Source organism: Geodermatophilus sp. SYSU D00815, from assembly GCF_054050035.1.
In genome coordinates, this window is record NZ_JBJGYO010000027.1 from 22,979 (window position 1) to 44,458 (window position 21,480).

Below are 21,480 nucleotides of genomic sequence, written 5' to 3' on the forward strand. Positions count from 1 at the left end.
TCACCCGAGGGGCGGGTCGGGGTCGACCCCCCGCGCCCGCAGCGCCGCCTCCACCGCGTCGCAGACGGTGCGGACGACCGCCACCCGCGCCCAGCGCTTGTCGTCGCCGGCGATCACGTGCCAGGGCGCCACCGCGGTGTCGGTGCGCTGCAGCATCTCCTCGACCGCCGCCTGGTACTCCTCGCGCTTGCCCCGGTTGCGCCAGTCCTCGTCGGTGAGCTTCCAGGCCCGGTAGGGGTCGTCGCGACGGGACTCGAAGCGCCGCAGCTGCTCCTCCGGCGAGACGTGCATCCAGAACTTCACGATCACCGTGCCCTCGGCGGCGAGGGTGTCCTCGAGGTCGACGATCTCGCCGTAGGCCCGCTGCCACGCCTCCCGGGGGGCGAAGCCCTCGACGCGCTCGACCAGCACGCGGCCGTACCAGGTGCGGTCCAGCACGGCCATGCCGCCCCAGCCCGGCAGCACCGGCCAGAACCGCCACAGGAAGTGGTGCCGCTTCTCGTCGTAGGTCGGGGCGGCGAACTGCGCCACCCGCACGTGCCGCGGGTCGAGCTCCTCGACCAGCCGCTTGATCGCCCCGCCCTTGCCCGAGGCGTCCCAGCCCTCGAACAGCACGAGCAGCGGCGGGCCGATCTCGCCCGACCCGATCTGACCGCCGAGCAGCAGCCGCAGGTGCACCAGCCGACGCTGCGCGGCGGTGAGCTCCTTCTTCGCCTCCGCCTTGCCCAGGCGGATGCTCAGGTCGACATCGGAGAGCCGGCTCATGCCCTGAGCGTGGCAGGACGAGCGCGATCGCACCGGCCGCGCCTGCCGGACGGCCGGCCACCCGTCCGGCACGATGACAACCGGACACAGCGCGTCAGCGAATGATCACTGCGCGTGGGCAAACCTCACGGGGGTGGTGAGGAGGCAACCGCATGGGGACGACCCGCCCGGACGACGCCGACGCGTCGCTCCCGTCGGGGACGGCGGAGGTTCCCGCGTCGCCGGCCGAGGAGCCGGCGGACTGGGACTCGGGCTGGCTGCCCGGGTGGCTGGAGGACGAGGAGCCGTCGTCCGGGGAGGACGCCGGGCCGGTGCCCGCCGACGACGCCCGGGACGACGCGGTCGACGCGGACGACCCCGCGCCGGCCGAGGGGGACGCGGACGCCGAGGACGGCGAACCCGCCGCCGACGCCCCCGGCGACGAGCCGCCCGCCCCCCGGGCCGCCGAGGAGTCGCAGCCGGACGACGACGTCCCCGAGGACGGCGACGGCCCGGCTGATGACGACGGCCCGGCCGGTGACGAGGACCCGGCCGAGGGCGACGACCCGGCCGAGGGCGACGACCCGGCCGAGGGGGAGGGGACCGACGAGCCCGCCGAGGTCCTGCCCCTCCCGGCGCCGGCCTCCGCCGTCGCCGAGCTGCCGACGGTCGTCGTCCCGCACGTGGTCGTCACCGCCCGCCCGCGGCCCCGCCGCCGCGCCCGGCTCTCGGTCGCTGTGGGCCTGCTCGTGGCCGGCGTCCTCACCGGCGTCTCCCTGGTCGCCGGCCGCTCCGACGACCCGCGCCCGGCCGCCGACGCCGGGACGTCGACGGTGAGCCCCACCCGGACCCCGACGCCCACGCCGACCCGGGCGCCCACCCGGGCCACCCCGGCGCCGGCGCCGGCGCCGACCTCGGCCGCCCCGACGACGGCGGCCGCGCCGACCGTCGTGCCCGTCGCCCCCGCCCCCGCCGTCCCGGCCCGGGTGCGAGCCACCACGCCGCGCAGCACCGCGACCGCCGCGCCGGCGCCGCCGGCCCCCGACGTCGTCGTGCCGCCCGCCCCGCCCGTCGTCCCCGAGGTGCCGGCCGACGTCGACCCGGTCGAGCCCCCGGTCGACGAACCGGACCCGACGCCGACGCCGACGCCGACGACGACGCCCGCGCCGCCCGACGAGCCGGACCCGACGGCGACGCCCGCGCCGCCCACCGACGGCGACGGGGCCGGGGACGGCCAGGGCGACGGCGCGGGCGAGGGGGACGCCGCCACCCCGACCCCGGCCCCGCAGCTCACCGCCACGCCCACGCCGAGCCCGGTCCCCTGACCGCGGCGGTCAGCCGCGGGGCAGCGCCTCGACCAGCCCGCACTCGTGGGCGAGCACGATCGCCTGCGCGCGGTCGCGCAGGTCGAGCTTGGCGAGGATGTGCCGGACGTGGCTCTTCACCGTCGCGAGGGAGATGAACAGCTCCTCGGCGATCTCGGTGTTCGAGCGGCCCGCGCCGATCAGCGCCAGGACCTCGGTCTCCCGGTCGCTCAGCGGCGCCAGGCGCTCGCGCGCGGCCGGCGGCCCCTGCGGCGTGCGCACGTAGTGGGCGACCAGCCGCGCCACGATCGCCGGCGCCAGCGGCATCTCGCCGGCGGCCGCCGACCGCACCGCCGCCACCAGCCGGTCCCCGCCGACGTCCTTGAGCAGGTAGCCGGCCGCGCCGGCCCGCAGCGCCTGGTACGCGTGCTCCTCCCCGTCGAAGGTGGTGAGCACGAGGATGCGGCTCGGGCAGCCGGCCGCCACCAGCCGGCGGGTCGCCTCGATGCCGTCCACCCGCGGCATGCGCAGGTCCATGAGGACGACGTCCGGACGGCGGTCGAGCACCACGGCGACGCCCTCCTCGCCGTCGGCGGCCTCGCCGAGCACGTCCACGCCGGCGAGCTCGAGGATGAGCCGCAGCCCGTCGCGCACCAGGGCCTGGTCGTCGACCAGCACGACCGACGTCACCGCGCCGCCTCCAGCACCAGGGGCAGCCGGGCCCGGACGACGAACCCGTCGGCGGCGGGCCCGGCCTCGAGGGAGCCGCCGTGCATGCGCGCCCGCTCCCGCATGCCCACGAGGCCGTGGCCGCCCCCCGGCCCGCCTCCGGGACGGCCGCGCCGGTTGGCCACCTCCACGGACAGCGCGTCCGCGCCCGCGCCCACCCGCACCCGCACGGGGGCGCCCGGAGCGTGCCGCCGGGCGTTGGTCAGCGCCTCCTGGACGATCCGGAACACGGTCAGCTGCAGGCTCGGCGGGGGAGGGGCCGGCGGCAGGTCCAGCCGCAGGTCGACCTCGGCGCCGGCCGCGCGGGCGTCCTCCACCAGCGCGGGCAGGTCCGCCAGGCCCGGCTGCGGTCGCAGGTCCTCGTCCTCGGCCGGGTCGCGCAGCAGGCCCACGACCCGGCGCATCTCGGTGAGGGTGCGCGCGGCGGTGGTGCGGATCCGGTCGACGGGCACCGCCGCGCGCTCCGGCGCCCGCGCCAGGGCGGCCGCGGCGGCGTCGGCCTGCAGCGCGATCACGGTGATCTCGTGGCCGATCACGTCGTGCAGCTCGCGCGCGATGCGGGTGCGCTCCTCGGCGGCGGCCACCCGCTCGGCGGCGTCGCGCTCGCGGACCAGCTCGGCGGTGAGCTCGCGCAGCCGGGCGTTCTGCGCCCGGTCGTGCGCCACCAGGCGGCCGGCCACCGCCGGGCCGACGATGGCCAGGGCGGCGCCGATCGCGGCCTGCCAGATCTCGGGGCCGAGCAGGGTCACGACCACGCTCGTGGTCAGGGAGACGGCGGTGACGACCACGACCCGCCAGGTGTTCGGGTCGTGCAGCGCGAGGGAGTAGAAGAGCAGCCCGGCCATGACGTAGCCGAGCAGCAGGTAGCCGCCGGGCGTGGGGACGGCCCAGGCCGCCGTCATCGCCAGCGCCGCGGCCGCGGGCTGCACCCGCCGCCAGGCCAGGGGCAGCGGGATGGCGAACGCGACCAGCACCGACACCGCCGGGGACGCGACGGGCGCGATGGCGACCTGCGCCAGGGAGGCGGCCACGAACCCCGCCGCCAGGAGCACGTCGGCCCGCGGCGGCACGAGGGACGGGTGGGTGGACCGGGTCACGGAGCGGAAGCGTAGGGCGGATCGGGCCCGCCGCCATCAGCCCGAGGGCTGAGCGCGCAAGCCGCCCGCGGGGCGATGCCCGCCGGTCGCGGCGTCCCTAGCGTTCCCGCCGCATCCAGCCGAAGCGTTCGAGGAGCTCCCGTGACCACCACCGCACCCCCCACCCCGACGGCCACCGGCCGCCCCGTCCTCGTCCCCACCACCCGCGTCCTGGCCGCGCTGTTCGGCGCGCTCAAGCTCGGCGCCACCGCCTGGTTCGTCCTGTTCGCCACCGCCGAGCAGGGTGGCGACCCCCAGGGCGTCGGCGACTGGTCGGTGGGCGTGTGGTCGGTGCTCCTCGGCGCCGGGTACCTCGTCATCGCCGCGCGCCTCGGGCGGGATCCCAGGGTCCTGCCGTTCACCGTCGGGCTCGCCATCGCCGACGTCGCGTTCAGCTTCGTGAAGTTCTTCGTCTACGACGAACCCGAGGCGATCGGCTTCACGGTGACGACGCTCGTGCTGCTCGCCCTGGTGGCCGCGGCGTCCCGGCGCCGCCGCGCCGCCTGAACGCCGGACGGGCTCCGGGGTGACGTTCACCTCGGGGCCCGTCGCGCCGCCCGCGCCGGTGGGACCATGGACGACGCCATGACTGCCCTCCCGCTCGTCTTCGACGCCCCCCGCCGGGGCAAGCCGCCGCGCCACCTCGCCGACCTGTCCCGCGAGGAGGCGCGCGCCGCCGTCGCCGAGCTCGGGCAGCCGGCCTTCCGCGCCGACCAGCTCGCGCGGCACTTCTACCGCGGCGTGACCGACCCGGCGCGGATGACCGACCTGCCGGCCGCCGTCCGCGAGGACCTGGCGCAGGCGCTGCTGCCCGGGCTGCTCACGCCCGTCCGGCACCTGTCGGCCGACGGTGGCCGCACCCGCAAGACGCTGTGGCGGCTGCACGACGGCGCGCTGGTCGAGAGCGTCCTGATGCGCTACCCCGACCGGGCGACGGTCTGCATCTCCAGCCAGGCCGGCTGCGGGATGGCCTGCCCGTTCTGTGCCACCGGCCAGCAGGGCCTCACCCGCAACCTGTCGGCCGCCGAGATCATCGGCCAGGCGGTGGCGGCCGCCGCGGCGATGGCCGACGGGGAGCTCCCCGGCGGCCCGGGCCGGCTGTCCAACGTCGTCTTCATGGGCATGGGGGAGCCGCTGGCCAACTACGCCCGCGTGCGCCGCACGCTCGACGCCCTGGTCACGCCGGCGCCGCACGGACTGGGGCTGTCCCAGCGCTCGGTCACGGTCTCGACCGTCGGGCTGGTGCCCGGCATCCGCCGGCTGACCGAGGAGGGCCTGCACGCCACCCTCGCCGTCAGCCTGCACGCCCCCGACGACGAGCTGCGCGACACCCTCGTGCCGATCAACACCCGCTGGAAGGTCGCCGAGGTGGTCGAGGCGGCCGACGAGTACGCCCGCCGCACCGGCCGGCGCTACTCGGTGGAGTACGCCCTCATCCGCGACGTCAACGACCAGCCCGAGCGGGCCGACCTGCTGGGCCGGCTGCTGGAGGGCCGGCTCGCGCACGTCAACCTCATCCCGCTCAACCCCACCCCCGGCAGCCCCTGGGACGCCAGCCCGCTGCCGGCGCAGCGCGAGTTCGTGGCCCGGCTGCGCGCCGCCGGGGTGGCGACGACGGTGCGCGACACCCGCGGCCAGGACATCGACGGCGCCTGCGGCCAGCTGGCCGCGGCGGACCGCGTGGAGGGCGTCCCGGCGGTCGCCCTGCCGACCCCGTCCGCCGAGCCGGCGGTGGCGCTGGGCGCGGAAGCCGACCAGTGAGCGACGCCGTCGTCCCGGCGGCCGAGGCGCACGGGCACACGCACGCCGACGTCTCCGGCGGGTGGCTGCGGGCGGCGGTCTTCGGCGCGATGGACGGCCTGGTCAGCAACACCGCGCTGGTGGCCGGCGTCGGCGGCGGCGGCGTCCCCTCGCGGGCGGTCGTGCTCACGGGCGTCGCCGGGCTGATCGCCGGCGCGATCTCCATGGCGCTCGGCGAGTACACGTCGGTGAAGACGCAGAACGAGCAGCTCGACCTCGAGGTCGACAAGGAACGCCGGGAGATGGAGCGCAACCCCGCCGGCGAGGTCGCGGAGCTGGCCGAGATGATGCGCGTCCGCGGGGTGGACCCGGTCCTCGCGGACGAGGTGGCCGAGCAGCTGCACCGCGACCGCGAGGCGGCGCTGCGGCTGCACATCGTCGCCGAGGTCGGGATCAACCCCGCCGACAAGCCGTCGCCGTGGGTGGCGGCGGTCTCCTCGCTGCTCACCTTCTCGGCCGGCGCGGTCTTCCCGCTGCTGCCCTACCTGCTCGGCCTCCCGCTGCTGTGGGTGGCGCTGCTCTCCGGCGGCGTCGGCCTGTTCGCCGCCGGCGCGCTCTCGTCGCGCTTCACCCCCCGGCCGTGGTGGTACGCCGGGCTGCGCCAGCTGCTGTTCGGCGCGGTCGCGGCGGGCGCGACGTACCTCATCGGGCTGGCGATCGGGACGACCGTCGGCTGACGGCCGCCGCGGCGAGGTCCGCTACTTGGCGCGCCAGGCGTTCTTCCGGCGGACCCGGTCCATCAGGAAGATCAGCACGAGCAGGGCGGCGATGCTGATCAGCCACACGTTCTCGACGTTGCCCTCGTGGTTGCCGATCAGCAGCAGGAGGATGAAGGCGGGGGCCAGCCACCAGGTGCGGCGCCCCCACTTGCCCATCTCACCGTGCCAGCCCCAGTCCTCGGGCCGCTCGTGCTCGACGGGGTGCGCCCCGGCACGGACGACGGCCTCCTCGCGACCGGGCTGGCTCACCCGCTGGGTCGCCGGGTTGTCATGACGGGATTCCTGCACCACGGTCGTCATCTTGCCAGGACGGGTCCGCCGGAAACCGTCCGGGACCGCCTCGCGAGTCGGACGCGGCGTGCCGTCGGGGAGGATCCCCGGTGTGGCTCCTCGTGAGGTGACGGTCCTCGGCTCGACCGGCTCCATCGGCACCCAGGCGATCCAGGTGGCGCAGCAGAACCCCGACCGGCTGCGGATCACCGCGCTGGCCGCCGGCGGCGGCGACGTCGCCCGGCTCGCCGAGCAGGCGCTCACCCTGGGCGTGCGCACCGTCGCCGTGGCGCGGGCCACCGCCGCCCAGGACCTGCAGCTGGCCTTCTACGCCGCGGCGCAGCAGCGCGGCTGGGCGAAGGGGGAGTACGCGCTGCCCGAGATCCTGGCCGGGCCGCGCGCCGCCGAGGAGCTGGCCGCGCGGCCCGCCGACGTCGTCCTCAACGGGATCACCGGCTCGATCGGGCTCGGCCCGACGCTGGCCGCGCTGCGGGCCGGCACCACCGTGGCGCTGGCCAACAAGGAGTCCCTGGTCGCCGGCGGCGACCTGGTCACCGCGGCGGCCGCGCCCGGGCAGCTGGTGCCGGTCGACTCCGAGCACTCCGCGCTGGCCCAGTGCCTGCGCGGCGGGGCCCGCGGCGAGGTGGCCCGGCTGGTGCTCACCGCCAGCGGCGGGCCGTTCCGCGGCCGCACCGCCGCCGAGCTGGCCGGCGTCACCGTCGAGGACGCGCTGGCCCACCCCACGTGGGCCATGGGCCCGGTCGTCACGGTCAACTCGGCCACGCTGGTCAACAAGGGCCTGGAGCTGATCGAGGCGCACCTGCTCTTCGACGTCCCCTACGCCGACATCGACGTCGTGGTGCACCCCCAGTCGATCGTGCACTCGATGGTCACGTTCACCGACGGCGCGACGATCGCCCAGGCCAGCCCGCCGGACATGCGGCTGCCGATCGCGCTGGCGCTGGCCTGGCCGGCGCGGCTGCCCGACGTGCAGCCGGCGCTGGACTGGTCCAGCGCGAGCAGCTGGGACTTCGCCCCCCTGGACCACGACGCCTTCCCGGCCGTCCGGCTGGCGCGGCGGGCGGGGGAGGAGGGCGGCGTGGTGCCGGCGGTGTTCAACGCCGCCAACGAGGAGGCCGTGACGGCCTTCCTGGCCCGGCGGCTCGCGTTCTCGGCCATCGTGGACGTCGTCGCGCGTACCCTCGACGCCGCGCCGGACCTCGGCGCACCCACGTGCGTGGAGGACGTGCTGGCCGCGGAGAGGTGGGCCCGGGAGCACGCCCGCGCCGCCATCGCCGGAGGCTGACCTGTCCGCTCTGCTGACCGCTCTGGGGATCGTCGCCTTCGCGATCGGCCTGCTGTTCTCCATCGGCTTCCACGAGTACGGCCACTTCTTCTGGGCGCGGAAGTTCGGCATGCGGGTGCCGCAGTTCATGGTCGGGTTCGGGCCGACGATCTACTCCCGCACCCGCGGCGAGACGGAGTTCGGCGTCAAGGCGGTGCCGTTGGGCGGCTACATCCGCATCGTCGGCATGATCCCGCCGGCCGAGGAGGGCGAGAGCAAGCGCGCCACCCGGATGCGCCGGTTCATCGCCGAGGTGCGCGGGCAGGCGCTCAACGACATCCGCCCCGGCGACGAGGGCCGCGTCTTCTACGCCAAGCCCTGGTGGCAGCGCGTGATCGTCATGTTCGCCGGGCCGTTCCACAACCTCGTGCTCGCGGTGCTGTTCTTCACGGTGGTGCTGACCGCGGTCGGCACGAACGTCTACACCACCACGCTGAGCAGCGTCCCCGCCTGCGTGCTGCCGGCCGGCGCGGTCACCGCGGGGGCCGAGGACCCGTGCTCCGAGCCGATCGTCACCTCCGGCGCCGACGCCGGGCAGCGGTGCACCGCGGGGACGGCCAACTGCGCGCTGCCCCAGGAGAGCCCCGCGGCCGCGGCCGGCCTGCGCCCCGGCGACACGATCGTGGCGATCGACGGCAGCCCCCTCGAGACCGACGCCTACGACAGCTGGACGACGGTGCAGGAGGCCATCCGCAGCGCGCCGGGGCAGGACGTCGTCCTCACCGTCGAGCGCGACGGCGAGCGGCGCGACGTGACCGTCACCCCGATCGAGAACACGGTCTACGTCGAGGCCGGCAGCGACGAGACCACCACGGCCGGCTACCTCGGGGTCAGCCCCACCGCCGGCTTCGCGCGCCAGGCGTTCTCCGACGTCCCCGGCTACTTCGGGATGATCGTGTCGCAGTCGGTCGAGAAGCTGGTGCAGATCCCCGAGCGGATCCCGCAGCTGTTCCGCGCCGCCTTCCTGGGGGAGGAGCGCGACCCGAACGGGCCGATCGGCGTGGTCGGCGTCGGCCGCATCTCCGGCGAGGTGTTCGCCGAGCAGAACTTCACCGGGTTGCAGAAGGTCAGCCTGTTCCTGAGCCTGCTCGCCTCGATCAACCTCGTGCTGTTCCTGTTCAACCTGCTGCCGATCTACCCGCTCGACGGCGGGCACGTCGCCGGGGCGCTGTACGAGAAGGCCCGGTCCACCGTCGCGCGGGTGCGCGGCCGGCCCGACCCCGGCCCGTTCGACATCGCCCGGCTGATGCCGGTCGCCTACGCGGTCGCGGGGTTGTTCCTGGTGCTCTCGGCGCTGCTGCTCATCGCCGACGTCGTCAACCCGATCACCCTGGGCTGAGGCGGCGCAGCAGGTCACACGGCCGTTCGCGGCACCCGCCGCGGGAGCGGGCGATACTGGGAGCCATGGCGATCCCGGTCAGCCTCGGCATGCCCACCGTCGGCGAGCACGTGCCACCGCCCGTGCTCGCCCCCCGTCGCAGGACCCGTCAGCTCGACGTCGGCGGCGTGGGCGTCGGCAGCGACTTCCCCGTCAGCGTGCAGTCGATGACGACGACGAAGACCGCCGACGTCAACGCGACGCTGCAGCAGATCGCCGAGCTGACCGCCGCCGGCTGCCAGATCGTGCGGGTCGCCGTCCCCGACACCGACGACGCCGAGGCGCTCCCGGCGATCGCGAAGAAGTCGCAGATCCCGGTGATCGCCGACATCCACTTCCAGCCGCGGTACGTGTTCGCCGCGATCGACGCCGGGTGCGCCGCCGTCCGCGTGAACCCCGGCAACATCAAGAAGTTCGACGACCGCGTCGGCGAGATCGCGAAGGCGGCCAAGGACGCCGGCATCCCAATCCGGATCGGCGTGAACGCCGGCTCGCTCGACAAGCGGCTGCTCGCGAAGTACGGCAAGGCCACGCCGGAGGCGCTGGTCGAGTCGGCGCTGTGGGAGTGCTCGCTGTTCGAGGAGCACGACTTCCGCGACATCAAGATCTCGGTCAAGCACAACGACCCGGTGGTCATGGTGCGGGCCTACGAGCTGCTCGCCGCGCAGTGCGACTACCCGCTGCACCTCGGCGTCACCGAGGCCGGGCCGGCGTTCCAGGGCACGATCAAGTCCGCGGTCGCCTTCGGGGCGCTGCTCTCCCAGGGCATCGGCGACACCATCCGCGTCTCGCTGTCCGCCCCGCCGGTGGAGGAGGTCAAGGTCGGCACCCAGATCCTGGAGTCGCTGAACCTGCGCCAGCGCGGCCTGGAGATCGTCAGCTGCCCCTCCTGCGGCCGCGCCCAGGTCGACGTCTACAAGCTCGCCAACGAGGTCACCGCCGGCCTCGACGGGCTGGAGGTGCCGCTGCGCGTCGCGGTCATGGGCTGCGTCGTGAACGGGCCGGGCGAGGCCCGCGAGGCCGACCTCGGCGTCGCCTCCGGCAACGGGAAGGGGCAGATCTTCGTCAAGGGCGAGGTCATCAAGACCGTGCCCGAGTCGCAGATCGTCGAGACCCTCATCGAGGAGGCCATGCGCCTCGCCGGGGACGTGGCCGGGGAGCGGTCCGCGGAGGGCGCGCCCACCGGCTCGCCCGTCGTCACCGTCTCCTGACGCAGCCCGTGCTGCGTACGCCGACCGCCCGGGTCCTCGACGAGTCGGACGAGCGCGCCGTCAGCCGGCTGCTCGCCCGGGACCCGGTCGCGGCGTGCGTCATCGCCGGGCGGGTGGAGGCGGCGGGCACCGACGCCTCCTCGCTCGGGGCGCCGCTGTGGGGCGTCGGCAGCGGCAGCACCCTCGACGCGGTCTGCCTGGCCGGCGCCAACCTCATCCCCTTCGCCGCGCCCGGCTCCGAGCGCGCCGCGGCGGTCGCCTTCGCCGAGCGGGCCCGCCGGGCCGGCCGCCGGTGCTCGACCATCGTCGGCCCCGCCGCCGCCGTCGACCCGCTGTGGGAGCTGCTCGCCCCGTACTGGGGACCGTGCCGCGACCACCGCCCGCGCCAGCCGCTGATGGCGATCGACGGCCCGCCGGCCGTCGCCCCCGAGCCCCGGGTGCGCCCGGTCCGCCCCTCGCAGATCGACCTGCTCATGCCGGCCGCGATCGCGATGTTCACCGAGGAGGTCGGCGTCAGCCCGCTGCGCGCCGACGGCGGGGCGGGCTACCGCGCCCGGGTCTCGGAGCTGGTGCGGGCCGGTCAGTCGCTGGCCTGGATCGAGGGCGGCGAGGTGCTGTTCAAGGCCGAGATCGGCGCGGTCTCCCGGGCCGCCTGCCAGATCCAGGGCGTGTGGGTGGCGCCCGCCTACCGCGGCCGGGGCGTGGGCACCGCCGGGACGGCGGCCGTGGTGGAGTACGCCCGCACCACGATCGCGCCGGTCGTGAGCCTGTACGTCAACGACTTCAACTCCCCGGCGCGCGCCGCCTACCGGCGGGTGGGGTTCCGCGAGGTCGGCCGCTACGCCAGCGTGCTGTTCTGACCGCTGCTCCGTAGGCGTTCCCGCGGGAACGCCGGACGTCCCTGCGCCCGGCGGGTGGGGCTCTGCGAAGTCGGCGCACGCCAACCCGGCCGGACACCGCGCCGCAGGGGGTGTCGAGCAGCGCGCCGGCGGGCCACCATGTGGTCTGCCCGCACCGGGGCAGCCGCCCTCCCGCGGGCCGTCCTCCCGGGAGCCGCGATGACCGCAGGCCTCATCGAACTGGTCGAGCACGAGCCGCAGCGGGTGGCGGTGGTGCACGGGCACGTGGGGAACTCCGAGTTCGACGAGTTCCTCACCCGCGCGTACGGCGAGGTGCGGGCGCTGCTGGATCACCAGCGCCTGGCCGCGGTCGGGCCGCCCTTCGCCCGCTACCGCGCCACCGGGCGCGGTCTGGACGTCGAGGCCGGCCTGCCGGTCGAGGACGACGTCCGACCGGCGGGGCGGGTCACCGTGGAGACCCTGCCCGGCGGCCTCCGGGTCACGGCGGCGCACGAGGGGGACTACGGCACCGTCGGGTTCACCTACGAGACCCTCCGCGAGTGGCTCGCCGGCAACGAGTACGCCGCCACGGACGATCCCTGGGAGTCCTACGTGGACCTGCCGGATGGGTCCACGGTCACCGTGGTGACCGTCCCCTGCCGGCGGCTCCCGCCGTTCCCGCCGCCCCGGGTGCACGTCTGACCGCGGCGCTCAGCGGGTCCGGACGGATCCGGGCCGGAGGTCTGCGAGAGTTGCCGATGTGCACCTGCGTCGGCGCTCCGGCCTCCTGCTGACCGCGGCGGTTCTCGCCGCACCGCTGCTCACCGCCTGCTCCGGCGGCTCCGAGGACGACGTCCGGGCGGCGGCGCAGGAGTTCCTGGACGCCTGGTCCGGCGGGGACCCCGCCGCCGCGGCCGGGCTGACCAGCGACCCCGACGCCACGACGACGCTGCTGGAGCAGACGGCCCAGGACCTGCCGGAGGCGACGCTCTCCGGGGAGCTGGGGGAGGTCACGGTCGACGGCGAGAACGCGACGGTCGGCTGGACCGCCACCTGGGACCTCGCCGCGGCGCCCGACTGGAGCTACGACGCCACCCTGGACCTGCGCGAGGCCGAGGACGGCTGGCAGGTCGTCAGCGCCCCGACGATCGTCAGCCCCGAGCTGTCCGAGGGGCAGCGCCTGCGGCTGACCCGCCTGCTGCCGGAGCGGGCCCCGATCACCGACGGGACCGGCGCGCCGCTGTTCACCGCCACCGAGGTGGTCAACGTCGGCGTCGACCCGGCCCAGGTCACCGACCTGCCGGCCCTCGCCGCCGCGCTCGCCGCCGCCACGGGGGTCGACGCCCAGCAGATCGTCCAGGACGTGCAGGCCGCCCAACCCGGCCAGTTCGTGCCGGTGATCACGCTGCGCCGTCCCGACTTCGAGGCGATCCGCGCCCAGGTGTTCGACCTGCCCGGGGCGGTCTTCCCCACCGAGACCCGCATGCTCGCGCCCACCTCGCGGTTCGCCCTCGCGCTGCTCGGCCGGGTGGGCCCGGCGACGGCCGAGGTCCTCGAGGAGTCGCAGGACGAGGACGGCGAGTCCCGCTACGCCGCCGGTGACCAGCTGGGCCTGTCCGGCCTGCAGCGGGCCTTCCAGGAGCAGCTGGCCGGCACGCCCGGCTACACCGTCGCGGTCGTCAGCCTCGACGAGAGCACCGGTGACGAGGGCCGCGAGATCGCCTCGGTCGCCCCCGAACCCGGCACGCCGGTGCAGACGCCGCTGGTCCCGGCGGTGCAGACCGCCGCCGACGCGGCCGTCGCCACCTCGCCGCTGCCCACGCACGTCGTCGTCGTCCGCCCCGGCACCGGCGAGCTCCTCGCCGTCTCCTCCAACGAGGCCGCCGACCCCGGCAACGCGCTGCGCGGCCAGTTCCCGCCCGGGTCGAGCATGAAGACGATGACGGCGACCGCGCTGCTCTCCGCCGGCGCCGTCACCCCGGACACCCCCGTGCCGTGCCCGGGGACGACGACCGTCGAGGGCCGCGAGTTCGAGAACGAGGACCGGTTCGACCTCGGCACGGTGCCGTTCACCGAGGCGTTCGCCCAGTCCTGCAACACCACCTTCATCCAGCTCGGGCTCCAGCTGCCCGACGACGCGCTGGCGCAGGCCGCCGCGGCGTACGGCGTCGGCTCCGAGTGGGACCTGCCGATCGGCATCTACAGCGGGTCGGTGCCCGGCGACGCCACCGGCACCACCAAGGCGGCCGACCAGATCGGGCAGGGCGAGGTGCTGATGAGCCCGGCGCAGATGGCGCTGGTCGCCGCCGGGATCGCCAGCGGCACCCCGGCGCCGCCGGTCGAGGTCGTCGGCGGGGACCCCGCCGGTGCCGCCCCCGCCGGCCCGCCGGCCGGGGTGCTCGACGCGCTGCGCCCGCTGATGCGGCAGGTCGTGCTCAGCGGGACCGCGACCGCGCTGGCCGACCGGGGCGAGGTGTACGGCAAGACCGGCACGGCGGAGTACGGCAGCGGCGACCCGCCTCCCGCGCACGGCTGGTTCGTCGGCTACCAGCTCGCCGGGCCGCAGGGCGACATCGCCTTCGCCGTCCTGGTGGAGGGCGGCCAGTCCAGCAGCGCCGCCGTCGCGGTCACCGACACGTTCCTCGGCAGTCTGGGCTGACGGCCCGCCGTGCCGCCGGGGTGGCTCAGATGTGCCGGAAGCACATCGCCTCGGCGCGCTGGTAGCGGGCCCGGGTCATCGACAGCACCACCTTGAGCGCCGGGTTGGCGGCCCGGGCGAACTGGTCGAACACCGGCTCCGGCAGCCCGTCGGCCAGCCACGGCACCAGGAAGGCGACCTTCCGCGGCGACCGCTCCGAGCTCGCCATGCGCTCGGCCGACCGCCAGCCCGTCGCGGAGAGGTGCCGCTGCAGGATGGGCAGCGCCTCGGTCTCCTCGTGCGCCAGGTGCCAGTAGACGCTGTCGCGCGCGGCGTGGACCACCTCGGCCAGGTGGGCGCGCGCCTGCGGGGTCGGCGCGGCGGCCATCGCGGCGAAGGCGGCCGCGCAGGCGGCCAGCATCGGGTCGACGACGTCGTGCTCGGCCTCCATCTCGTCGAGGGTGACGTGCGCGCCGCGATCGCCCTGGGCGTCGACCGCGGCGAACAGCTCCGGCCAGATCGCGGTGTCCTCGGTGACGTGGTGGTGGTGCAGGATCTCGCCGAACCGCGCCCAGCGGGTGGCCAGCGCCGACCAGGTGCGGACGTCGTCGACGGGGGTGGCCCGGGTGGCGGCGGCGAACCGGTAGAGGTCGCGGCGGAAGCCGTGGTGGGCGACGAACATGCCGCTCAGGTCGTGGGGGCCGGGTGCGGTGTGGACCTGGCCGGGCAGGGCGAGCTGCGGCGGAGCGGACGTGGTCGCGGTCATCGGGTCCTCCTCGGGAGCCTGTTCCCGGGAGCGGACGCGTCCCGGCAGGCAGGAGGTTCGGAGCCGGCGCTGAAGAAGCGCTGAAGTCCCCACGCCGGCGACCGGCGGCCACCACCCGCAGGGCGCCGCGTGGTCGGCGACCGCACCGCGGGGCGCGGCCCGACTACGCCGGGAGGCCGGGGAAGGCGGTCGTCGTGGGGTTCTGGCCGGCCGCGGAGCGCCAGGCGACGGCCCGCACCTCGGCGGCGCTGAGCTCATCGACGGCGAGCTGCCGGATCTCGCGGTCGGCGGCCCCGGCGAGCACGCGCACCCACGCGCTCGCCACCCCGTCCTCCAGCACGACGGCGAGCGCCGCCGCGTCGACCGCCGAGAGGAGCGGGAACGGCAGGGTGTAGGCGGCCTCCGGGGGCGCGGGGTCGGTGCCCCGCTCCACCAGCAGCGCGACCAGGCGGTCGCGCGCGTCGCGGTGCGCGGTCTCGGCCGCCGCGGCGGGGCCCCGCGCGTCGGGCGTCAGCGCGGCCCCCACGACGCCGTAGCCCCACACCGCGGCGTGCTCGGCGGCCAGCGCCTCGCCCAGCGCCTCCGTCTCGGTGCCCGCGTCGACCCGGGTGTCGTCGGCCACGGCTACGCCAGCCTCCCGTCCATGCCCCGCAGCCCCGCCGCGAGGGAGCCCAGCAGCGCCGCGCGCGCACCGGTCTGCTCGAGGCAGGCGGACGCGTGCGAGTCGGCGGCCGTGGCCACCTGGGCGCGCAACCAGCCCGTGGCCTCCGCCGGCGACGCGGGACCGGTGCCGGCCGGGCTGCTGGCCGCCGGGCTCGTCCCGGGCGCCGCCGCGCGCAGCCGGTCCAGCTGCTCCGCGGCCTGGGCGGCGAGGTCGGCCACCTGGGCGCCCAGGGCGGGGTCCGCCGCCGCGGCCGCGGTGAACGCGGCCACCAGGGCCTCCTGCACGGGGACCTGACCGGCCAGCTCGTCGGCCTGCTCCGGCGTGACGGCCGCCGCGTCGTCGTCGCCGGAGGTGCACCCGACCAGGAGCAGCCCGAGGCCCGCGGCGGTACCCGCGAGGAGGGTGCGCCGCGAGAGGAGCGGGGAGCCGGGTGTCGGGGGCGGGACCATCACCGCCATCCTGACAGCCCGTCGCCCGGCGGGTCCGGACGAGGCCGGGAGCGCGCCGCGCCGTCCTCGCGGGCCCGTCACAGGTGTCCCGCCCGGCTCGGCAGGCACGCGGTGGGGCCACCGGCTCCGCCCACCGCCGGGATCGCCGGGCGGTAGCCTGGCCTCTTCCCGCCGTCCGCGGCCGGGCCCGCACCCCGCGCCGCTCGGGCGGCGGGTCGCGCTGTGCCCGAGCACCCCGCCGCCAGACGGCGCACGACAGGAGGAGGACCCCGTGCCCGCGTCCCGCGGCAGCCGACGGCCCGATCCGGCGATCGAGCGGCTGACCGGCTGGATCGAGCCGGTCGTCGACGCCGCCGGGTACGAGCTCGAGGAGCTGGTGGTCACCCCCGCCGGCCGGCGCAGCGTCGTGCGGGTGGTGGTGGACCGCGACGAGGGGGTGACCCTCGACGACATCGCCGAGGTCAGCCGCGCGGTCTCCGCGGCGCTCGACGACAACGACGGCGACCTCGGCCGCGCGCCCTACGTCCTCGAGGTCACCAGCCCCGGGGTCGACCGGCCGCTCACCGAGCCGCGGCACTGGCGGCGCAACACCGGCCGGCTCGTCCGCGTCGCCGTGGGCCCGGCGGGCGCGACCGAGCAGGTCACCGCGCGGGTCACCGCCGTCGACGACGCGGGGGTCACGCTGGCCGTGGAGGCCGCGGCTAAGCCGGGGGCGAAGAAGCGCCCACCGGTGCCGCGGCAGGTGCCCTGGGCGGAGCTGGGCACCGGACGGGTGCAGGTCGAGTTCGGCCGGGCCGGGGCGGGGGACGCCGGGGACGGCGACGCGCGCGAGGACGACGCGGGGGACGACGGAGGAGAACGGTGAACATCGACGTGACCGCGCTCAAGGCGGTCGAGCGCGAGAAGGGCATCCCCGCCGACACGGTGATCGAGGCGATCGAGTCGGCGCTGGTGACCGCCTACCGGCACGCCGACGGCGCGGCCAAGCACGTCCGCGTGCACGTCGACCGCAAGACCGGGAAGGTCGCCGTCCTGGCCCAGGAGCTGAGGCCGGACGGGGAGGTCGTGCGCGAGTGGGACGACACCCCCTCGGACTTCGGCCGGATCGCGGCCAGCACGGCCAAGCAGGTCATCGTGCAGCGGCTGCGCGACGCCGAGCACGAGCAGACCTTCGGCGAGTACGCCGGCAAGGAAGGCGACATCGTCAGCGGGATCGTGCAGGCCGACCAGCGCCGCAACGCCAGCGGCGTGGTGTTGATCGACATCGGCAAGGTCGAGGCGGTGCTCCCCGCCGCCGAGCAGGTGCCGGGCGAGACCTACGCGCACGGCACCCGGATCAAGGCCTACGTCGTCTCGGTCTCCCGCACGTTCCGGGGCCCGCAGGTGACCGTCTCGCGCACGCACCCGAACCTGGTGCGCAAGCTCTTCGCCCTCGAGGTGCCCGAGATCGCCGACGGCAGCGTCGAGATCGTGGCCGTCGCCCGCGAGGCCGGCCACCGGTCCAAGATCGCCGTCCGGACCAAGGTGCCCGGGCTCAACGCCAAGGGCGCCTGCATCGGCCCCATGGGGCAGCGCGTGCGCAACGTCATGAGCGAGCTGCACGGCGAGAAGATCGACATCGTGGACTGGTCGGACGACCCGGCCACGTTCGTCGCCTCGGCGCTGAGCCCGGCGCGGGTCAGCAGCGCCCGGGTGGTCGACCCGCAGGCCAAGGCGGTGCGGGTGATCGTCCCCGACTACCAGCTGTCGCTGGCCATCGGCAAGGAGGGGCAGAACGCGCGCCTGGCGGCCCGGCTCACCGGCTGCCGGATCGACATCCGCAGCGACGCCCAGCCCGACGACCCGTCCGCGCCCTCGCCCGGTGTCGGCCGCCCGCCGCTGCGCTCCGGCCCGCCGCCGGCGCGGCAGGGCGCCCCGGCCGGGCGGGGCCAACCCCCGGCGGGGGGAGGATCACGGCCCCCGGCACGCCGGGCGGAACATCCGGGACCTGCCGCGCGCTAGAGTTACCGGTGGCCGAAACGTCGATCCCGGTACGCACCTGCGTGGGGTGCCGGAAGCGCGCTCCGGTCACCGATCTGCTGCGTGTCGTCGCCAGGAACGGGGCCCTCGTCCCCGATCCGCGGCGGCGGCTCCCCGGCCGGGGTGCCTCGCTGCACCCCACACCGGAGTGCCTGCACGCAGCGGAGCGACGCCGGGCCTTCGTCCGGGCGCTGCGCTGCAGCGGCCCGCCCGAGGCCGGTCCGCTGCGGGTCCACGTCCTCGGCGCCTCCCCGGAGGCGCGCGCGGACGGGGCCGGGCGGGCGCACGACGGCGGGACGGACCGCACCACCACAGTCGGACCGGCAACCGGCCGGTCCGCACGTCGAGAGCAGGACGTCGTCGGATGAGCCAGCCGTGAAGTCCCCACGATGACCATGCGCCACTAACGAACAGGTCGAGCGGGTCCAGCCGCCGGCCTTCGAACAGGAGATCCGTGCCAGGCAAAGCCCGCGTACACGAACTCGCCAAGGAGTTCGGTGTCGACAGCAAGACGGTGCTCGCCAAGCTCAAGGAGCAGGGCGAGTTCGTGAAGTCCGCCTCCTCGACCGTCGAGGCCCCCGTGGCCCGGCGGCTGCGGGAGGCATTCGTCGCCGGTGGGGCCAACGGCTCCGGCAACGGCGGCGGTGCGCCCGCTCCGGCGCCCGCCCGCCCGTCCGCCCCGGCTGCGCCCGCCGCCCCGCGTCCCGCGGCCGCGGCTCCCGCCCCGTCGGCTCCGGCGGCGCGTCCCGCAGCCCCGACCCCCGGCCCGCGTCCGGCGCCCCGGCCCGCCGCGCCCCAGGCGCCGGCGGCCGCCGCGCCGTCCGCCCCGGCTCCGTCGCCGGCCCGTCCGGCCCCGGCCGCTGCGGGCGCTGCGGGCGCTCCGGGCGCTCCGCGCCCCGGTGCGCCGGCTCCGCGTCCGGCTCCGGCCGGCGGTGCGGCGCCCGGTGCCCCGCGGCCCGGCGCCGCCGGCCCGCGTCCGGGTCCCCGTCCGGCTCCGCGGCCGGGCAACAACCCCTTCAGCAGCACCCCGCGTCCGGGTCCGGCGGCCGGTGGGCCGCGTCCCGGTCCGGCGGCCGGTGGGCCGCGTCCGGGTCCGGCGGCCGGTGGGCCGCGTCCGGGTCCGGCGGCCGGTGGGCCGCGTCCGGGTCCGGCGGCCGGCGGTCCCCGTCCCGGCGGCCCGCGTCCGGGCCCGGGTGCCGGCGGTCCGCGCCCGGCGGCCGGTCCCGGCGGTCCGCGGCCGAACCCGGGCATGATGCCGCCCCGGCCCTCGCCGGGCATGATGCCGCCCCGTCCGGCCGGTGCCGGACGCCCCGGCGGCCCCGGTGGCGCAGGTCGCGGCCGTCCGGGTGGCCCCGGTGGCGGCGGCGGTTTCCGTCCCGGTGGCGGTGGCGGCGGCGGCGGCGGTGCGCCTGCCGGTGCCGGTGGTGGCTTCCGTCCCGGTGGCGGCGGCGGTGGCCGCGGCCGCGGTCGCGGTGGCTCGGGTGCGGGTACCGCGGGCGCCTTCGGGCGTCCGGGTGGCCGCGGTCCGGTCCGCGGGCGCAAGAGCAAGAAGCAGCGGCGTCAAGAGTTCGACCAGATGGCCGCGCCGACCATGGGCGGGGTCTCCCTGCCCCGTGGCAACGGCCAGACGGTCCGGCTGCCGCGCGGCGCCTCGCTGACCGACCTGGCCGAGAAGATCGGCGCCCAGCCGGCCGCGCTGGTGACCGCCCTGTTCCACCTGGGCGAGATGGTCACCGCCACGCAGTCGGTGAACGAGGACACGCTGCAGCTGCTCGGTGCCGAGATCGGCTGGGACATCCAGGTCGTCTCGCCGGAGGACGAGGACCGCGAGCTCCTCGAGACCTTCGACCTCACCTTCGGCGACGAGGGTGACGAGGAGGACTGGGAGGTCCGTCCGCCGGTGGTGACCGTCATGGGTCACGTCGACCACGGCAAGACGAAGCTGCTCGACGCCATCCGGAACACCAACGTGGTGGCCCGGGAGGCCGGCGGCATCACCCAGCACATCGGCGCGTACCAGGTCGCCACCGAGCTGGACGACCAGGAGCGGGCGATCACCTTCATCGACACCCCGGGTCACGAGTCGTTCACCGCGATGCGTGCCCGTGGCGCGAAGGTGACCGACATCGTCGTCCTGGTGGTCGCGGCCGACGACGGCGTGATGCCGCAGACGATCGAGGCGCTCAACCACGCCCAGGCGGCCGAGGTGCCGATCGTGGTCGCGGTGAACAAGGTGGACAAGGAGGGGGCCAACCCCGCCAAGATCCGCCAGCAGCTCACCGAGTACGGCCTGGTGGCCGAGGAGTACGGCGGCGACACCATGTTCGTCGACGTCTCGGCGGTCACCCGCCAGGGCCTCGACGACCTGCTCGCGGCGATCCTGCTCACCGCCGACGCGGCGCTCGACCTGCGGGCCAACACCGAGATGGACGCGCAGGGCGTCGTCATCGACGCCAAGCTCGACCGCGGCCGCGGCCCCGTGGCCACCGTCCTGGTCCAGCGCGGCACGCTGCGGGTCGGCGACTCCCTGGTCGCCGGCGACGCGTTCGGTCGCGTCCGGTCGCTGCTCGACGAGCACGGCACCCGGCTCAAGGAGGCCCTGCCGGCGCGTCCGGTGCAGGTCGTGGGTCTGACCTCGGTGCCGCGTGCCGGTGACACCTTCCTCGTGGTCGAGGAGGACCGCGTCGCCCGGCAGATCGCCGACCGGCGCCAGGCCCGCATCCGCAACGCGCAGAACGCGCAGATGCGCAAGCGGATCAGCCTGGAGGACCTCGACGCGGCGCTGAAGGAGAACCGTCAGCTCAACCTGATCATCAAGGGCGACAACTCGGGCACCGTCGAGGCGCTCGAGGACGCGCTGATGAAGATCGAGGTGGGCGACGACGTCTCGCTGCGGGTCATCCACCGCGGCGTGGGCGCGATCAGCAAGAGCGACATCGACCTGGCGCTGGCCGACGACGTCATCGTCATCGGCTTCAACGTCCGGGCCGAGGGGCAGGCCACCGAGCTGGCCAACCGCGAGGGCGTCGACGTCCGGTACTACTCGGTCCTCTACCAGGCGATCGAGGAGATCGAGGCGGCCCTCAAGGGCATGCTCAAGCCGGAGTTCGAGGAGGTCGAGCTCGGCACCGCGGAGATCCGCGAGGTCTTCCGCGTGCCGCGCATCGGCAACGTCGCCGGTTCGATTGTCCGGTCCGGCACGATCAACCGGAACTCGAAGGCCCGCGTCATCCGCGACGGCGTGGTCATCGCCGACAACCTCACCGTCGAGTCGCTGCGCCGTTTCAAGGAGGACGTCACCGAGGTCCGCGAGGGCTACGAGTGCGGTATCGGCCTGGGGTCGTTCAACGACATCAAGGTCGAGGACGTCATCGAGACCTTCGAGGTCCGCGAGAAGCCGCGCGACTGAGGAAGGACCCCCGTGCCCCCCACCACTCGCACGCTCGTGGCGGGGCCCTGCACGGGGGCC

The 21,480-nt window shown here is 76.1% G+C and carries 21 protein-coding genes and 1 pseudogene; 15 read left to right on the forward strand and 7 right to left on the reverse strand.

Annotated features, from left to right (window positions below; genetic code table 11):
- Nucleotides 1–765, reverse strand: a complete 765-nt coding sequence (locus ACI78S_RS21335) for a polyphosphate kinase 2 family protein (protein WP_456976979.1) — start codon at nucleotides 763–765, stop codon at nucleotides 1–3.
- Nucleotides 766–917: 152 nt separating this feature from the next.
- Between ACI78S_RS21335 and ACI78S_RS21340 the strand changes: the two genes are divergently transcribed.
- Complete coding sequence (locus tag ACI78S_RS21340; protein WP_456976980.1) at nucleotides 918–2,069, forward strand: hypothetical protein; 1,152 nt, start codon at nucleotides 918–920, stop codon at nucleotides 2,067–2,069.
- A gap of 9 nt (nucleotides 2,070–2,078) precedes the next feature.
- On the opposite strand, the gene ACI78S_RS21345 is transcribed toward ACI78S_RS21340, so the two are convergent.
- On the reverse strand, nucleotides 2,079–2,738 hold the full coding sequence (locus ACI78S_RS21345) for a response regulator (protein ID WP_456976981.1): 660 nt from the start codon (nucleotides 2,736–2,738) through the stop codon (nucleotides 2,079–2,081).
- Nucleotides 2,735–3,874 (reverse strand): sensor histidine kinase, encoded by a 1,140-nt coding sequence (locus tag ACI78S_RS21350; protein ID WP_456976982.1) that lies wholly within the window; start codon nucleotides 3,872–3,874, stop codon nucleotides 2,735–2,737. The genes ACI78S_RS21345 and ACI78S_RS21350 overlap by 4 nt, the downstream gene beginning before the upstream one ends.
- A gap of 141 nt (nucleotides 3,875–4,015) precedes the next feature.
- Between ACI78S_RS21350 and ACI78S_RS21355 the strand changes: the two genes are divergently transcribed.
- From ACI78S_RS21355 to ACI78S_RS21365, 3 genes are all read left to right on the forward strand, one after another.
- Nucleotides 4,016–4,420 carry a hypothetical protein gene (locus ACI78S_RS21355; RefSeq protein ID WP_456976983.1) on the forward strand — a complete coding sequence of 135 codons (405 nt, stop codon included), beginning with the start codon at nucleotides 4,016–4,018 and terminating at the stop codon, nucleotides 4,418–4,420.
- 78 nt (nucleotides 4,421–4,498) lie between these two features.
- The gene (gene rlmN, locus ACI78S_RS21360; protein ID WP_456976984.1) at nucleotides 4,499–5,674 is read left to right on the forward strand and encodes a 23S rRNA (adenine(2503)-C(2))-methyltransferase RlmN; all 1,176 of its coding nucleotides are present in this window, start codon (nucleotides 4,499–4,501) and stop codon (nucleotides 5,672–5,674) included.
- Nucleotides 5,671–6,390, forward strand: a complete 720-nt coding sequence (locus ACI78S_RS21365; protein WP_456976985.1) for a VIT1/CCC1 transporter family protein — start codon at nucleotides 5,671–5,673, stop codon at nucleotides 6,388–6,390. The genes rlmN and ACI78S_RS21365 overlap by 4 nt, the downstream gene beginning before the upstream one ends.
- A gap of 21 nt (nucleotides 6,391–6,411) precedes the next feature.
- On the opposite strand, the gene ACI78S_RS21370 is transcribed toward ACI78S_RS21365, so the two are convergent.
- A complete protein-coding gene (locus tag ACI78S_RS21370) occupies nucleotides 6,412–6,732 on the reverse strand; it encodes a DUF2631 domain-containing protein (protein WP_456976986.1) in 321 nt (106 codons plus the stop codon).
- 82 nt (nucleotides 6,733–6,814) lie between these two features.
- On the opposite strand from ACI78S_RS21370, the gene dxr reads away from it, so the two are divergent.
- From dxr to ACI78S_RS21400, 6 genes are all read left to right on the forward strand, one after another.
- Nucleotides 6,815–8,008: a 1-deoxy-D-xylulose-5-phosphate reductoisomerase gene (gene dxr / locus ACI78S_RS21375; RefSeq protein ID WP_456976987.1), complete on the forward strand. Its 1,194-nt coding sequence runs from the start codon at nucleotides 6,815–6,817 to the stop codon at nucleotides 8,006–8,008.
- A 43-nt stretch (nucleotides 8,009–8,051) separates the two neighbouring features.
- Nucleotides 8,052–9,386, forward strand: coding sequence for a M50 family metallopeptidase (locus tag ACI78S_RS21380; protein ID WP_456977014.1), 1,335 nt, complete (start codon nucleotides 8,052–8,054; stop codon nucleotides 9,384–9,386).
- Nucleotides 9,387–9,451: 65 nt separating this feature from the next.
- Nucleotides 9,452–10,636, forward strand: a complete 1,185-nt coding sequence (ispG, locus tag ACI78S_RS21385) for a flavodoxin-dependent (E)-4-hydroxy-3-methylbut-2-enyl-diphosphate synthase (RefSeq protein WP_456976988.1) — start codon at nucleotides 9,452–9,454, stop codon at nucleotides 10,634–10,636.
- 8 nt (nucleotides 10,637–10,644) lie between these two features.
- On the forward strand, nucleotides 10,645–11,496 hold the full coding sequence (locus tag ACI78S_RS21390; protein ID WP_456976989.1) for a GNAT family N-acetyltransferase: 852 nt from the start codon (nucleotides 10,645–10,647) through the stop codon (nucleotides 11,494–11,496).
- A gap of 198 nt (nucleotides 11,497–11,694) precedes the next feature.
- Nucleotides 11,695–12,177 (forward strand): GyrI-like domain-containing protein, encoded by a 483-nt coding sequence (locus tag ACI78S_RS21395; RefSeq protein ID WP_456976990.1) that lies wholly within the window; start codon nucleotides 11,695–11,697, stop codon nucleotides 12,175–12,177.
- A 58-nt stretch (nucleotides 12,178–12,235) separates the two neighbouring features.
- Entirely contained in the window at nucleotides 12,236–14,134 is a 1,899-nt protein-coding gene (locus tag ACI78S_RS21400; RefSeq protein WP_456976991.1) for a penicillin-binding transpeptidase domain-containing protein, read from the forward strand.
- A 25-nt stretch (nucleotides 14,135–14,159) separates the two neighbouring features.
- On the opposite strand, the gene ACI78S_RS21405 is transcribed toward ACI78S_RS21400, so the two are convergent.
- The 3 genes from ACI78S_RS21405 to ACI78S_RS21415 form a co-directional block, all read right to left on the reverse strand.
- Complete coding sequence (locus tag ACI78S_RS21405; RefSeq protein WP_456976992.1) at nucleotides 14,160–14,879, reverse strand: hemerythrin domain-containing protein; 720 nt, start codon at nucleotides 14,877–14,879, stop codon at nucleotides 14,160–14,162.
- Nucleotides 14,880–15,042: 163 nt separating this feature from the next.
- On the reverse strand, nucleotides 15,043–15,501 hold the full coding sequence (locus ACI78S_RS21410) for a ferritin-like domain-containing protein (protein WP_456976993.1): 459 nt from the start codon (nucleotides 15,499–15,501) through the stop codon (nucleotides 15,043–15,045).
- A 2-nt stretch (nucleotides 15,502–15,503) separates the two neighbouring features.
- The gene (locus ACI78S_RS21415) at nucleotides 15,504–15,992 is read right to left on the reverse strand and encodes a hypothetical protein (protein ID WP_456976994.1); all 489 of its coding nucleotides are present in this window, start codon (nucleotides 15,990–15,992) and stop codon (nucleotides 15,504–15,506) included.
- A 271-nt stretch (nucleotides 15,993–16,263) separates the two neighbouring features.
- Between ACI78S_RS21415 and rimP the strand changes: the two genes are divergently transcribed.
- From rimP to infB, 5 genes and pseudogenes are all read left to right on the forward strand, one after another.
- Complete coding sequence (rimP, locus tag ACI78S_RS21420; RefSeq protein ID WP_456976995.1) at nucleotides 16,264–16,857, forward strand: ribosome maturation factor RimP; 594 nt, start codon at nucleotides 16,264–16,266, stop codon at nucleotides 16,855–16,857.
- Nucleotides 16,854–17,993 (forward strand): transcription termination factor NusA, encoded by a 1,140-nt coding sequence (nusA, locus tag ACI78S_RS21425; RefSeq protein WP_456976996.1) that lies wholly within the window; start codon nucleotides 16,854–16,856, stop codon nucleotides 17,991–17,993. Before rimP ends, nusA begins: the two co-directional genes overlap by 4 nt.
- Nucleotides 17,994–18,034: 41 nt before the next feature.
- Nucleotides 18,035–18,379: a YlxR family protein gene (locus ACI78S_RS21430; RefSeq protein WP_456977015.1), complete on the forward strand. Its 345-nt coding sequence runs from the start codon at nucleotides 18,035–18,037 to the stop codon at nucleotides 18,377–18,379.
- Nucleotides 18,380–18,465: 86 nt separating this feature from the next.
- Nucleotides 18,466–18,606 (forward strand): annotated as a pseudogene (locus ACI78S_RS21435) (translation initiation factor IF-2 N-terminal domain-containing protein); the annotation flags it as partial.
- Nucleotides 18,607–19,587: 981 nt separating this feature from the next.
- Nucleotides 19,588–21,420: a translation initiation factor IF-2 gene (infB, locus tag ACI78S_RS21440; RefSeq protein ID WP_456977016.1), complete on the forward strand. Its 1,833-nt coding sequence runs from the start codon at nucleotides 19,588–19,590 to the stop codon at nucleotides 21,418–21,420.
- Nucleotides 21,421–21,480: the final 60 nt, after the last annotated feature.

What these genes read in the sequence shown, in the direction of transcription:
- ACI78S_RS21335 (WP_456976979.1), bottom strand. Translation starts at nt 765, where the DNA reads ATGAGCCGGCTCTCCGATGTCGACCTGAGCATCCGCCTGGGCAAGGCG.
- ACI78S_RS21340 (WP_456976980.1), top strand. Translation starts at nt 918, where the DNA reads ATGGGGACGACCCGCCCGGACGACGCCGACGCGTCGCTCCCGTCGGGG.
- rlmN (WP_456976984.1), top strand. Translation starts at nt 4,499, where the DNA reads ATGACTGCCCTCCCGCTCGTCTTCGACGCCCCCCGCCGGGGCAAGCCG.
- ACI78S_RS21370 (WP_456976986.1), bottom strand. Translation starts at nt 6,732, where the DNA reads ATGACGACCGTGGTGCAGGAATCCCGTCATGACAACCCGGCGACCCAG.
- ispG (WP_456976988.1), top strand. Translation starts at nt 9,452, where the DNA reads ATGGCGATCCCGGTCAGCCTCGGCATGCCCACCGTCGGCGAGCACGTG.
- ACI78S_RS21395 (WP_456976990.1), top strand. Translation starts at nt 11,695, where the DNA reads ATGACCGCAGGCCTCATCGAACTGGTCGAGCACGAGCCGCAGCGGGTG.
- ACI78S_RS21405 (WP_456976992.1), bottom strand. Translation starts at nt 14,879, where the DNA reads ATGACCGCGACCACGTCCGCTCCGCCGCAGCTCGCCCTGCCCGGCCAG.
- ACI78S_RS21415 (WP_456976994.1), bottom strand. Translation starts at nt 15,992, where the DNA reads ATGGTCCCGCCCCCGACACCCGGCTCCCCGCTCCTCTCGCGGCGCACC.
- infB (WP_456977016.1), top strand. Translation starts at nt 19,588, where the DNA reads ATGGCCGCGCCGACCATGGGCGGGGTCTCCCTGCCCCGTGGCAACGGC.